Here is a 12,555-nt window from a genome sequence, read left to right as displayed (position 1 = left end):
GAGATAGAGATGGAGAGTTTATTTAGAACAAAGTTACCAAAAGGTTTTTTAGCAAGTGGTATTAATTGTGGTGTAAGGCTCTACCGTCCAGACTTAGGAGTTATAATCTCAGAAAAAAACTGTAAAGCTGTAGGAGTTTTTACAAAAAACAGATATAAAGCTGCCCCAGTAAAATATTGTATGGGTTTATTACCTGCAAATAATATCAAAGCAATTATCACCAATAGTGGACAAGCTAATGCCGCCACTGGCAAAATAGGAGATAAGCACAATCAACAAATAGTTGATAGCTTGGCAACAGAGCTAAACTGCTCATCTGAACAGGTTTTAATTGCTTCTACAGGTGTTATCGGCCAACAAATGGCTATTGACAAAATAACAACCGCAATACCAAAATTAGTAAATAGCGTATCAAATATCGCAGATAAATTTGCTATTTCCATACTAACAACAGATCTATTACCTAAATCTGTTTATAAAAAAATACAATTATCTACAGGAGAAATTACTATCACAGGGATTTGTAAAGGTTCTGGGATGATAAATCCCAATATGGCAACTATGCTTGGATATTTCCTAACAGATGCTGAAATTGATACTTATTTGGCTCAAGAAATTCTTAGAGAATCAAGTGACAATAGCTTCAACATGATCTCTGTAGATGGTGATATGTCAACCAATGATTGCGTGTTTATGATGGCAAATGGAACAAGTGGTGTAACAATTTCATTAGACCAAGATATAAAAATATTTAAAGATGCATTACATGAAATATCTATAATTCTAGCCAAAAGTATCGCTCGTGATGGTGAAGGCGCAACTAAACTTATCGAAGCAAAAGTTACAGGACTAAATGATATAGAACTATCCAAAAAATTAGCAAAAAAAATTATTTCTAGTTCTTTAGTTAAAACTGCTATATATGGTGAATCTCCTAATTGGGGAAGAGTTTTAGCAAAAATTGGCGAAGTTGATTTAGATGAAAAAACTCTAAAAAGTTGTCAAATCTTTATGCAAGGACAAAAAATATTTGCTAATGGCTTACCTGTTCCAGATGATTTAACAAAACTTAAAGATGCTATGAAAGAAGATACCGTGATTATTGATGTTAAATTTTCTCAAGGAAGTGAGCAAGCAGTAGCATGGGGCTGTGATCTGACTCAGCAGTATGTAAGTATAAATGCGGAGTACTTATCATGAAAGAATTAGCTAATAAAAAAATCTTAATAAAACTAGGTGGCTCAGTACTTGAAGATGAAAACGTTATGAAAAATTTATGTTATGACATAAAAAACCTAAAAGAAGCTGGTGCTGAAATTATTGTAGTACATGGTGGTGGAAAATTTATAACTAAATGCCTAGAAAAACATAATGTTAAAACAAGCTTCTTAGATGGCCTAAGAGTTACCCCAAAAGATCATATGGAAATAGTCCAGATGGCTTTATATAGAGTTAATAAAAAACTCTCACAGTTGTTTAGCAGTATCAATCTAGATGGTATTAGCATCTCTGGTGAAGATAGTAATTTACTTACTTGTAGCCTAATTGACAAAGAAAGGTACGGTTATGTTGGCCTAGTCAAAGATGTTGACCCTACTGTTATTCTAAAGGCCCTACCACAAGGTTTAATACCTATAATTGCAACAGTTTGTCAAACTGATCAGTTTGAGTCGGTAAATGTAAATGCTGATAATGTTGCATCTGAACTAGCTATCATCTGTGATGTCGATAAGCTTATATATATAACAGATCAAAATGGCGTACTTGATAATAATGGTAATTTAATCAAAAGCTTATCTGTAAAAGATATTTCAAAATTGATTGAAAATAAAATTGCTATTGGTGGAATGAGTATCAAATTAGATTCAATAAAAAATTTTCTAAATTGTTCAAAGAAAACTATTAGCATACTAAATGGCAATGAAGAAAAAATATTAACAAAAAAAATATTATTTAATACTGAAGAACTAGGAACAACTTGCGTATTTGGAGGAGGAATATGAAAAATTTATCTTTTAATCATCTACTATCTGGGGCAGAGATAACAACTAATGATTTTAAAAATATCATGCTAGTCACTGAAGATATGAAAAGTAATCCTCAAAAATATAATAATGCATTAAAAGATAAGATAATTGCTTTGATTTTTGATAAACCTTCACTTAGAACTCGTTTTAGTTTTTCTGCTGCTATTCTCGAAATGGGAGGTAATCTAATTGAAAGTGTCTCTGCTTCTAGAAAAAATGAACAACCCAAAGATTTTATTAGAGTGATACAAAACTATTGTTCTGCTGTTGTTATTAGAACTTTCTCTGATAGTAATGTTAAAGAAATGGTTTCCTACTCTAAAGTCCCTATAATAAATGCTTTAACAGATTTGTATCATCCTTGCCAAACACTAGCAGATATACTAACTTTAAAAGAAGTTTTTGGTAGTTTAAACTCTCTTAAAATAGCCTATTTAGGAGATTCTAATAATATTCTATATAGCTTGTTATTATTAGCTAATACTATTAATCTACAGGTACATTATGCTTGCCCTAGAGGTCATAAGCCAGACCAGAGGATTTTAGATCAACTACAAGATCTGAATATTGTTAAGGATTTTGATGATCCCAAAGAAGCTGTCAAAGGATGTGATGCCATATATACAGATGTTTGGTGCAGCATGGGTTTTGAGCCAACTGCGGAAGATGCTTTTGTAGGTTTTCAGGTAAATAAAGAACTAATGTCATATGCAAATGATAGCGCTATCTTTATGCATTGTATGCCAATGGAAAGAGGCAAAGAAGTAAGTGAAGATCTTCCAGATGATAAATGTTCAGTTATTTTTCAACAAAGTTTAAATAGAAAGTTTGTTCAAAAGGCTCTTTTGTATTTGTTGTTAGGAAGTTCTACAACAGAATCCTAACATCAAAACCAATAACTGATCAAAAATATTTTTTAGATTTAACAGAATTATACTACCCCAATAAATTAAACAATATTTTCAATTATTTAGTTCCCATCTAAGCCGCCCGTTTTTCCAATAAGTTATCGTAATAAAATTCCATAGGTTTTTTATAATTGATAGACTCATGAAATCTTCTATTATTATAAAAATCTATATAATCATCCACATCGTTTCTTAGTTCAACAATGCCAGGATATTGATTTAAATAAAATCTCTCACATTTAGCACTTCTCCAAAATCTTTCGATGCAAATGTTATCAGTTGCTCTACCTTTACCATCCATAGATATAGTAATTTTTTTATCTAATAATGTTTGGATATGAATGTTAGATGTGTACTGGCTACCTTGATCAGTGTTAAATATTTCTGGTACTCCATATTTATACAGAGCTTCATTTAAAACTTTCATAACTAAACTACTATCCATAGTGTTGGATATCTCCCAACTTAGTACAGCCTTAGAGTACCAATCAATAATATCTGCCATATAAACTGTGCCAGCATCAGTCTTAATATATGTAATATCTGTAGACCAAACTTGATTAGGTCTCAATATGCTTAAACCTTTTAGTTTGTAACTATAAATAGCATGCTCTTTGTTAGGTTCAGATAAGTTTAAGTTTGGTTTTTTCACCGCTAATATAGCTTTGATGCCTAACTCTTTACGATACTTTTGTACTGTGTTCTCACAGATGCTAAACCCATCTTCTATTAATTGCTTATGAGCTTTTATATAGCCGTAGCAGGGAATCTCCTCATGTATCTGTATAAGCTTTGCTTTTACTTCTTCTTTATGTTCGTTAACCACAGGCTTGTAATATAAACCAGCTCTAGAAACTTCTAATAAGAAACTTTGTTTTACAACAGATAATTTATGCTTAGGATCAATCATCGCTTTTCTATCAGATAATCCCAAGCTTACGAGCTTTCCCTCAAGAAATTCCTTCTCAATTGTTAGTTGTCCAACCTTCTTAGAATACTGATCTATCTTGGTTTGAAGCTTTGCATTGTCTTTTTTATATTGTGATACTGATTTGGATGGATCCATTGCCAACTCAGCATTTTCTAAAAAGGCTGTTTTTCAATTATTTATGTTTTTGGGCGTAATATTATATTTTACTGATAACTGTGTGATTGTTTGATCTTTCCCCAATACTTCCAAGACAACTTTAGTCTTAAATTCAACGGTATATATTTTTCTCTTATTACTCATTTACATTTATCCTAAATTGCTCATTTATAGTTTAGCTACTTTAGGAACTAAATTCTCAAAATTGTTGTTAAAATTTCATGGGGTATTATAAATGTTTAGAGAAGAAACCTATCTGATATATTTATTTACAAGCTTAACAAAAGACATAGGATCTTCTATTTTAGCACCTTCAACAAACATTGCTTGCATAAGAAGTAGCTCAGAAATATCACCAAATACTTCTGTATCAGCTTCAGCTTTTAGTTTTTGTACTAAATGATGCTCTGCATTTAGCTCTAAGATAGGTTTCATACCCATACCAGGCATAAATGATTGTCCAGCTTCTTCCATCATCTTTTGCATATGTAAGCTCATACCATAGTCATTTACAACTACACAGCTTGGAGAATCAGTTAGACGCTTAGATAAACGTACATCTTCAACTTTTTCTTTAAGAGATTCTTTTACTTCTTCTAAGATTTTTTTAAAATCTTTAGATTCTTTTTCAAATTTTTCTTTATTTTCTTCAGTTTCAAACTTATCAAGATCAATGTCACCTTTGATAATGGATTTCATATGCTTACCATCAAACTCAGTCAATGTAGACATCATCCACTCATCAATTCTATCTGACATAAGGATTACTTCGATACCTTTATTCTTAAATGCTTCAAGCTGAGGATTATTAGCAGCTGCCTTATGACTATCAGATGTAATATAGTAGATAGTATCTTGACCTTCTTTCATACGAGAAATATAGTCAGCTAAAGAAACTATCTGCTTAGAATCACCACTTTCAGTAGTCGCAAATCTCATTAAACCAGCGATCTTTTCTTTATTTGAGTGATCATCAGATATACCTTCTTTAAGCACTTGACCAAAGTTATCCCAGAATTTTTGATATTTTTCTGTATCTTTATTAGCAAGCTTTTTAAGTTCACCAAGAACTTTAGAAGCTGTAGCCTTTCTAATTTTATCAATAACTTTGTTATGCTGTAAAATTTCACGTGATACGTTTAATGGTAAATCAGCGGAATCAATTACACCTTTAACAAATCTTAAATATGGAGGTAATAATTCCTTATTCTCCATAATAAATACTCTACGTACATATAAAGATAAACCATAATCTTTGTCTCTATTCCAGAAATCAAAAGGTTTATTCTCCGGGATATATAACAAACTATTGTACTCAAGGTTACCTTCAACTTTATTATGTATCCACATTGAAGCATCCGCAAAATCATGAGAGAGATATTTATAAAACTCTTGATACTCTTCATCAGTTATTTCATCTTTTGATCTTAACCAGATAGCTTTAGTATTATTTACTGTTTCATACTCATCTTTGACTGTTTGCTCACCTTTATCATCAGTTTCAACTTTTTTCATCTGAATTGGAGTGTTGATACAATCAGAATACTTATTAACTAAACCTTTTAGTAAATTATGCTCTAATAGATCTAATTGATCTTCTTTAATGTGAAGAGTTATCTCTGTACCACGCTTTTCTTTAGTGATAGTCTCTACTGTAAAACCACTTTGTGCATCAGAAACCCATTTAGTAGCTTGAGCCTTATCTTGCCCTGCTTTTCTTGTTCTAACAGTAACTTTATCAGCAACGATGAATGAAGAATAAAATCCAACACCAAACTGACCAATAAGCTCGTTATCTTTGCTATTATCACCACTTAAACTTTCCAAAAACTTTTTAGTCCCTGATTTTGCAATAGTGCCAAGATTTTCAATAACTTCTTCTTCTGTCATACCAATACCATTATCACTAACTGTAATAGTCTTCGCATCCTTATTAAAATCTAGTTTTATTGCATAATTAGTATCATCTTCACTTAATTCTGCATTTGAGATACTCTCATATCTTAATTTCTCAATCGCATCTGAGCTATTTGATACCAACTCTCTTAGGAAAATTTCACGATTTGAATATAGTGAATGAATTACAAGATGAAGTAATTTATCTACCTCAGTTTCAAAAGTATATTTTTTTTCTGACATTTTATATAACCCTCTTTTGTTATACTCTTTTAAATAAATTTATGACAAAGATATATATGAGAGTTATTATTATTTTTTCAAGATTTTTTTATTTTAAACTCACAAAATGAAAATTTTTGGTAAATAATTTGGCACTATTACAACTATTGATCAATAATTTTAAATATTCTAGATTTCATCTATAATTATTTTATCATCTATATGTTATGAATGAGTTTAAATACAAACAATTTAATGGCGTAGTTATCTTATGGACGATCCGTTGGTATTTAAAATATGGTGTTAGCTATAGAGAATTAGAGGAGATACTTAAAGAAAGAGGAGGAGATGCAGATCATACAATCACCTATTATTGGATTATTCAATATTCTGCAGAAAACAAACAACAGAGTTTTTTTGATAGCTTCTGAATAGTTACAACAGTACCCTTATTTTGTTAAATGGATTTGAACCATGGTCTAAATTTTGATAATATCTTGTAACCCTTATAGGGTTTGACTTTTATACCAAAAAATATTTAGATAGAGTCAAAGTTATGGCTAAATTAATACAAATTATAGTTGGAAGTTTAATAAATCAAAAATATAAAGATAAACAACATGAGCTGGCCTAGAGATAGATTACATGCTATTTTGATAGTTAGGCTGGCAGTAAATAGTGGTCAATGAGCAGACAATTGGAAAAAATAACTAGAAGCTTTAAAAAATACAGCTTAGGATAATAATATAACTAAGATTCATTGGTATATATGATAAGTAATAAAATTCCAGATGATTTTTTTGAACACTTAAATATATCTCCGCGAGTAGGGTCATTGTCTAAGCACTTTGCAGATATAGCTAGTGGAGAAATTCAAAAACCAAAGCGCCTAGTAAGACCAAATAAAGAGTACCTCAAAAAAAATCATTCTCTTAATTTAATTTATACTAAATTAAAAGGGAGATTAGGCGTGTTCAATGAACACTTTTATTCAAGTTGTCCATATGCTCTTGAAAACTGCATTAGATTAATAGATGCAATTTACATTTACCAACAGAAGAAAAGCATAAATGGAAATAATTTTTCTTTTTATGAACCAGGTGGTGGATGCGGAGATTTAAGTAGAATTTTATCAGAGATAAGTTTTAATCGAATAGCATCTTTATGCACTTCATCGACAAAAGAAAATCAAGTAGAGTTTGATAAGTATGTAAATAGCCACAAAGCTATTTTTAAGAACATACCTTACTATGAAATAACAAAAAAGAGAATACTCTCAGATAAAGACTTAAAAATCTTTACTGGTGGCTTTAATGTTATTTATGAAAGAAATGTATTTCAAATGTACAACCCAGATAGAATCAATCAAATAAAAATCCTCACAAACGTATTACAAGAAGATGGAATAATAATTTTAGAAGAAAAATTAAAACAATGTAATAGTGATGATTATGATCATAGAGAACAAATAAAAGATCATCTTTTCAAATCTCAATATTATGACATAAACCAAATTGCCATAAAAAAAAACAATACTTAACACTATGTATGAAGGAATGGTAACATTGGATAAGCTATTAGAAGCAATTAAATGTTCTTTTTTATATGCAGAATTAATTTGGAATAGTGTGAATTTTTATACTATCGCAATTTCAAATTCCCATGAAAATCTAGACTTATTTGTTAGTGGAGTCAAGAAAGCATTTATTCCTAAGCATTTCTGTTACGAGGAAAGTATTCCCAAAAGTTTATAGAACAAACTATTAAGAGTACGGAAATGATTTTAGTTTTAAAAATCAATACCTAAAACAACAAAAATTTATTTTAAGAGGTCATTATGAGTATATTAACAATTGGAATTGTAGATGGATATTCTACAGGATCTCAACTATACTACCCTAATAAATTAAACAATATTTTCAATTATTTAGTTCCCATCTAAGCCGCCCGTTTTTCCAATAAGTTATCGTAATAAAATTCCATAAGTTTTTTATAATTGATAGACTCATGAAATCTTCTATTATTATAAAAATCTATATAATCATCCACATCGTTTCTTAGTTCAACAATGCCAGGATATTGATTTAAATAAAATCTCTCACATTTAGCACTTCTCCAAAATGATCATACCCTCCTATTTGGGACACTTAGGTGTTAAGAAAAGGAGACAAGATGAGATATACAAAAGAGTTTAAAGATGAAGCTGTTAAATTATGTTTACAACCAGATGCAAATAGACGAGAAATAGCAGATAATTTAGGGGTTAAATATAAAACCATTTGCAGTTGGATATCCAAAGCCATGTCAAACCCTCAGAAAGAAATAAAGATAGATTATAAAACGCAGTACCAGCAACTATCTTTTGAAAATACTGATTTGAAGAAAAAACTCAAACAGGCAGAAACAGAGCGTGAAATACTAAAAAAGGCACAGCGTACTTTGCAAAGCAAAATCTGTAAGGTACGCCTTTATTAAGGAGCATTATAAAGTTATGCCAGTAACAACACTATGTAAATCTTTGAATGTGAGCACATCTTCATATTACAGATGGATTCATAAACCTATAGGTAAAAGGCAATATAATGATGCTGAACTAGATGATGCTATTTTAATGAACATAAATCTAGATATGGAAGTGTTAGGATATACAAAGAGCTTAAAGATATGGGTTGGAAAGTTACTCAACCTAGAGTATCTAAACGTATGAAATTACTTGGTTTACATGCTAAAGCGGCTCGTAAGCATAAGAAAACTATAGATTCTAACCACAACAAACATGTTTCTGATAATTTATTAGAACAAAACTTCACTGCTTTATCTGTAAATCATAGGTGGGTTACAGATATAACTTATGTACCTACACAAGAGGGGTGGCTGTATCTTTGTGTGATTATAGATTTATTCTCAAGATCAGTTATTGGTTGGGCAATGGATTCTAGGATGAAAGCGGATTTAGTTTGTAATGCTTTAAATATGGCATCCTTTAGAAGAAATTTTCCTAGTGGTGTGATTATACACTCTGATAAAGGGTCACAGTACTGTAGCAAACAATATCAAGACATTATTAAAGAACACTGGCTACTATCAAGTATGAGCTCTAAAGGATGCTGTTACGATAATGCTGCTTGTGAAAGTTTCTTTGGAACTTTAAAAGTAGAGTTAGTACATGATGAAAGCTATAAAACTAGAGAAGAAGCTAAACTATCAATATTTGAATATATTGAAGCTTACTATAATACAAAAAGGAGACATTCTACAATAAATTATATGACTCCATATCAATTTGAATATATAATGGAAAATGAAGTAGTAAACTGTCACAAATTGACGGGGTAGATCATAAATAACAATCAACCCATACTTACACAAGCATCTCAAAAAAACATTATTAAACTTAGCATTATCGAATCTAAAGAATATATGTTTGAGTGTGGTATTTATGATAATTATCAAGAATATGAAGAACATCTTTCTGGAATTAAGACGTTAATTTACAAAAAGAATATAATGAGCTTTATGTTAAATAAGCAAGTCACAGGGTTTAGATAGATGGAACAACCAAGACTTATTCCCATTTAGTTTGCTAGATTGCGAACCTATCAAAACCATTCAAATCTAACTAGATTCTCTGAAAGCATAATGTAGTAGATCTCAATCCGTAACATTTTCTTTTCATAACTTTAATTTTACTATTTAATCCTTCTACAAAACCACTATTTTTTCTTTTTTTAAAATAATTTCAAATCAAAGATTTATTGTTGATATTGTATTTTTTTAGAAGAAATAAGAATAAATCAATAGGCTATACTTTTTAAATACCAAGAATATATATCATTAATGATAGAAGTTGACGTCTAAATGAATATTCTAACAATGTATCAAGGCAGCTTTGATACAAAGAAAGGTAGAAGTTATGTTGTTATAAAGCAATGTCAACTAGAAATATCATCTACCAAGAGCTAAAAAGTAAGCTAGCTAGTTTAGAACAAATCTATTTTACAAAGAGTAAAGTGACATACATTAAATAGATGAGACAAACAGAAAAAATAGCAAACTCAAAGCATAACAGTACTCTACAAATTAAATTAGCACAGCTAGGATTAGCAAAACTAAATAGTTTAGAAAAAAGAAATGTAACAACATACAAAGCTACACTCAGAACTACTTAAAATTGATACAAATCTAAGTTGGCCATTAGTTACAACAGTGCCATGATTTTTATATTTTAAGAGAAATTTTTAAGATAAAAAGAGAAATTATTCTTCGTCAACAGCTTCTTCTACTTCAGGTCTGTCTACTAATTCGATGAAAGCCATAGGTGCTTTATCACCAAATCTGTAACCACACTTAAGGATTCTAGTGTAACCACCAGTCCTTTCTGCGTAACGAGCGCCAAACTCTTCAAAAAGTTTAGTCACGGCTGCTTTGTTTCTTAAGAAATCAAAAGCTTGTCTTCTTAGGGCAACTGATTGGGCTTTGAACTCGTTAGAGTTAACATCTAGCTCATTTCTTAATTTATATTCTTTTTTTGCTAAAGTAACTAAAGGCTCAACGATAGTTCTTAATTCTTTAGCTTTTGGTAAAGTAGTTTTGATAAGCTCATGATTAATCAAAGAAGCTGACATGTTCTTAAACATTGCTTTTCTATGACTGCTAGTTCTACCAAACTTTCTACCCTGTTTATGATGTCTCATAGTAATTACTCCTTTATAGTTAATATTATATGATTACTATATTTTAATTTATTTTCCTTCAACTAGTTCTCTAAAGTTATCAATCTGAACACCTAGAGATAAGCTGTTATCTATCAATATTTGTTTAATCTCATTTAGAGATTTTTTACCTAAATTAGGTATCTTTATAAGTTTAGATTCACTATACTGAACAAGATCACCAAGATACTTGATGTTCTCTGCTCTTAAACAGTTAGATGATCTTACTGTAAGCTCTAAATCATCAATTGGTTTAAGAAATATCGGATCAATATTAGAATCTAATAGAGCATCTCCAGTTTTACCATTACTAGGTACTTTAAGAGATACAAAAACTGACATTTGCTCACAAAAATATTTCAAAGCTTTTGTAACAGCTGCTAGTGGTTCTACAGTACCATTTGTCTTCAAAAATACTTCTAAGACATCACTATCACCATTATCAATTACTTCAAAAGCAACTCTTTTTATTGGGTTGTAATCTGCATCTACAGCTATATCACCAACTCTATCTAACTCAATTGGTACAGCAGAAAGTATTCCGACATTTCTATCAAAATCAACTGTCGCAACTAAACTAAATTCTCTTTGATTAGTCAAAGTAGCTATAGATTGATCTTTATTTATAATTTCTATACCTTGAGTTGTCTTAAAGTCACCAGCTGTAACAATACCTGTTTTATTTACAGATAACTCTAATTCAACACTATCAATGCCTTTGTCAAATTTAATTGCTACCTTCTTTAAATTAGAAACAATTTCAACAACATCTTCTTTAACATCTTCTAAAGCAGAATATTCATGTAATACATCTTTAATATTTACTTTAATAATAGATGCACCCGGAAGAGAAGATAATAAAACCCTTCTTATAGAGTTGCCAAGGATATGAGCCATACCTTTTTCTACAGGAGAAAGTTGTACTTTATATCCTAAAGCACCTAAATCATCTTTAAGCTGTATATTAGGTAAAAATTCTTGGTTTGAATTATTATTACTCACTAAAAAATCTCCTTGAAATAAAGGCTATAAAGAGCTACTAAAGATAATAAAATAATTTATTATTACTTAGAGTAAAGCTCGATGATTAATTGTTCATTTATGTCTGACGATAGCTCAGATCTATCTGGAGAAGCTTTCATAGTACCTTCCAACGAATCTGTATTTACATCAATCCAAGAAAGTTCTTTTCTGCTCTTAGCAAGCTCTACAGCATTTTGAATTCTTAATTGCTTCTTAGCTTTTTCTCTTACTGCAACTATATTACCAGCTTTAACTTGAGCTGATGGTACATTACAAGTATGTCCATTAAAAACTATGCCTTTATGAACGACAAGTTGTCTAGCCTCTGCACGAGTAGCAGCAAAGCCCATTCTATAAACAACATTATCTAATCTTGATTCTAATAGTTCTAATAAAGTAGCACCTGTGTTACCTTTTCTTCTATTAGCTTCAATATAGTATTTTTTGAATTGACCTTCCAAAATACCATACATACGACGAACTTTTTGCTTTTCTCTTAACTGTAAACCATAGTCAGAAAGACGCGCTCTTCTTGATCCATGTTGACCTGGTACAGTATTCATTTTACATTTTTCGTCGTTAGCTTTTACACCACTTTTTAAAAATAAGTCAGTACCTTCTCTTCTAGAAAGTTTACACTTTGGTCCTAGATATCTAGCCATTATTTATTTCCCTTTAAA

General features: G+C 30.4%; 16 protein-coding genes. 9 read left to right on the top strand and 7 right to left on the bottom strand.

Going from position 1 to position 12,555, the window contains the following annotated elements:
* The first annotated feature begins 9 nt into the window (after positions 1–9).
* The 3 genes from argJ to argF are packed head-to-tail and all read left to right on the top strand — an operon-like array spanning position 10 to position 2,911.
* Positions 10–1,200, top strand: coding sequence for a bifunctional glutamate N-acetyltransferase/amino-acid acetyltransferase ArgJ (gene argJ, locus CDV26_RS02465; protein ID WP_088771954.1), 1,191 nt, complete (start codon positions 10–12; stop codon positions 1,198–1,200).
* Positions 1,197–2,003, top strand: a complete 807-nt coding sequence (argB, locus tag CDV26_RS02460) for an acetylglutamate kinase (RefSeq protein ID WP_088771953.1) — start codon at positions 1,197–1,199, stop codon at positions 2,001–2,003. The genes argJ and argB overlap by 4 nt, the downstream gene beginning before the upstream one ends.
* Positions 2,000–2,911, top strand: coding sequence for an ornithine carbamoyltransferase (argF, locus tag CDV26_RS02455; RefSeq protein WP_088771952.1), 912 nt, complete (start codon positions 2,000–2,002; stop codon positions 2,909–2,911). Before argB ends, argF begins: the two co-directional genes overlap by 4 nt.
* 97 nt (positions 2,912–3,008) lie before the next feature.
* Here argF and CDV26_RS02450 read toward each other — a convergent pair whose 3' ends face one another.
* The 3 genes from CDV26_RS02450 to htpG form a co-directional block, all read right to left on the bottom strand.
* A complete protein-coding gene (locus tag CDV26_RS02450) occupies positions 3,009–4,001 on the bottom strand; it encodes an IS3 family transposase (protein ID WP_088771951.1) in 993 nt (330 codons plus the stop codon).
* A gap of 33 nt (positions 4,002–4,034) precedes the next feature.
* The gene (locus CDV26_RS13475; protein ID WP_169709695.1) at positions 4,035–4,166 is read right to left on the bottom strand and encodes a transposase; all 132 of its coding nucleotides are present in this window, start codon (positions 4,164–4,166) and stop codon (positions 4,035–4,037) included.
* 108 nt (positions 4,167–4,274) lie between these two features.
* On the bottom strand, positions 4,275–6,161 hold the full coding sequence (gene htpG / locus CDV26_RS02445; protein WP_088771950.1) for a molecular chaperone HtpG: 1,887 nt from the start codon (positions 6,159–6,161) through the stop codon (positions 4,275–4,277).
* A gap of 206 nt (positions 6,162–6,367) precedes the next feature.
* Between htpG and CDV26_RS02440 the strand changes: the two genes are divergently transcribed.
* The 6 genes from CDV26_RS02440 to CDV26_RS02415 all read left to right on the top strand — a co-directional run bounded on the left by CDV26_RS02440 (position 6,368) and on the right by CDV26_RS02415 (position 9,476).
* Complete coding sequence (locus CDV26_RS02440; protein WP_088771949.1) at positions 6,368–6,571, top strand: hypothetical protein; 204 nt, start codon at positions 6,368–6,370, stop codon at positions 6,569–6,571.
* Positions 6,572–6,909: 338 nt separating this feature from the next.
* Positions 6,910–7,680, top strand: a complete 771-nt coding sequence (locus tag CDV26_RS02435; protein ID WP_088771948.1) for a hypothetical protein — start codon at positions 6,910–6,912, stop codon at positions 7,678–7,680.
* 25 nt (positions 7,681–7,705) lie between these two features.
* Positions 7,706–7,894: a hypothetical protein gene (locus CDV26_RS02430; protein ID WP_157671389.1), complete on the top strand. Its 189-nt coding sequence runs from the start codon at positions 7,706–7,708 to the stop codon at positions 7,892–7,894.
* A 397-nt stretch (positions 7,895–8,291) separates the two neighbouring features.
* Entirely contained in the window at positions 8,292–8,615 is a 324-nt protein-coding gene (locus CDV26_RS02420; RefSeq protein WP_157671387.1) for a transposase, read from the top strand.
* A gap of 16 nt (positions 8,616–8,631) precedes the next feature.
* On the top strand, positions 8,632–8,847 hold the full coding sequence (locus CDV26_RS11870) for a hypothetical protein (protein WP_088771820.1): 216 nt from the start codon (positions 8,632–8,634) through the stop codon (positions 8,845–8,847).
* The gene (locus tag CDV26_RS02415) at positions 8,805–9,476 is read left to right on the top strand and encodes an IS3 family transposase (protein ID WP_088771944.1); all 672 of its coding nucleotides are present in this window, start codon (positions 8,805–8,807) and stop codon (positions 9,474–9,476) included. Before CDV26_RS11870 ends, CDV26_RS02415 begins: the two co-directional genes overlap by 43 nt.
* A 283-nt stretch (positions 9,477–9,759) precedes the next feature.
* Here CDV26_RS02415 and CDV26_RS13910 read toward each other — a convergent pair whose 3' ends face one another.
* From CDV26_RS13910 to rpsD, 4 genes are all read right to left on the bottom strand, one after another.
* The gene (locus CDV26_RS13910) at positions 9,760–9,825 is read right to left on the bottom strand and encodes a hypothetical protein (RefSeq protein ID WP_420809892.1); all 66 of its coding nucleotides are present in this window, start codon (positions 9,823–9,825) and stop codon (positions 9,760–9,762) included.
* A 571-nt stretch (positions 9,826–10,396) separates the two neighbouring features.
* On the bottom strand, positions 10,397–10,834 hold the full coding sequence (rplQ, locus tag CDV26_RS02405; RefSeq protein WP_088771943.1) for a 50S ribosomal protein L17: 438 nt from the start codon (positions 10,832–10,834) through the stop codon (positions 10,397–10,399).
* 48 nt (positions 10,835–10,882) lie between these two features.
* Positions 10,883–11,854, bottom strand: coding sequence for a DNA-directed RNA polymerase subunit alpha (locus CDV26_RS02400; protein WP_088771942.1), 972 nt, complete (start codon positions 11,852–11,854; stop codon positions 10,883–10,885).
* A gap of 62 nt (positions 11,855–11,916) precedes the next feature.
* Complete coding sequence (gene rpsD, locus CDV26_RS02395; RefSeq protein WP_088771941.1) at positions 11,917–12,537, bottom strand: 30S ribosomal protein S4; 621 nt, start codon at positions 12,535–12,537, stop codon at positions 11,917–11,919.
* Positions 12,538–12,555 lie beyond the last annotated feature (18 nt).

The organism is Francisella halioticida (genome assembly GCF_002211785.1).
GTDB classification, from domain to species: Bacteria; Pseudomonadota; Gammaproteobacteria; order Francisellales; family Francisellaceae; genus Francisella; species Francisella halioticida.
Note: the sequence above shows the minus strand (reverse complement) of the source record. Positions and strands in the feature narration are given on the sequence as shown.

Excerpts from the sequence above, each read along its gene's own strand:
- argJ (WP_088771954.1), top strand. The coding sequence starts at position 10 with ATGGAGAGTTTATTTAGAACAAAGTTACCAAAAGGTTTTTTAGCAAGT.
- argB (WP_088771953.1), top strand. The coding sequence starts at position 1,197 with ATGAAAGAATTAGCTAATAAAAAAATCTTAATAAAACTAGGTGGCTCA.
- argF (WP_088771952.1), top strand. The coding sequence starts at position 2,000 with ATGAAAAATTTATCTTTTAATCATCTACTATCTGGGGCAGAGATAACA.
- CDV26_RS02450 (WP_088771951.1), bottom strand. The coding sequence starts at position 4,001 with ATGGATCCATCCAAATCAGTATCACAATATAAAAAAGACAATGCAAAG.
- CDV26_RS13475 (WP_169709695.1), bottom strand. The coding sequence starts at position 4,166 with ATGAGTAATAAGAGAAAAATATATACCGTTGAATTTAAGACTAAAGTT.
- htpG (WP_088771950.1), bottom strand. The coding sequence starts at position 6,161 with ATGTCAGAAAAAAAATATACTTTTGAAACTGAGGTAGATAAATTACTT.
- CDV26_RS02440 (WP_088771949.1), top strand. The coding sequence starts at position 6,368 with ATGAATGAGTTTAAATACAAACAATTTAATGGCGTAGTTATCTTATGG.
- CDV26_RS02435 (WP_088771948.1), top strand. The coding sequence starts at position 6,910 with ATGATAAGTAATAAAATTCCAGATGATTTTTTTGAACACTTAAATATA.
- CDV26_RS11870 (WP_088771820.1), top strand. The coding sequence starts at position 8,632 with ATGCCAGTAACAACACTATGTAAATCTTTGAATGTGAGCACATCTTCA.
- CDV26_RS02415 (WP_088771944.1), top strand. The coding sequence starts at position 8,805 with ATGGGTTGGAAAGTTACTCAACCTAGAGTATCTAAACGTATGAAATTA.
- rplQ (WP_088771943.1), bottom strand. The coding sequence starts at position 10,834 with ATGAGACATCATAAACAGGGTAGAAAGTTTGGTAGAACTAGCAGTCAT.
- rpsD (WP_088771941.1), bottom strand. The coding sequence starts at position 12,537 with ATGGCTAGATATCTAGGACCAAAGTGTAAACTTTCTAGAAGAGAAGGT.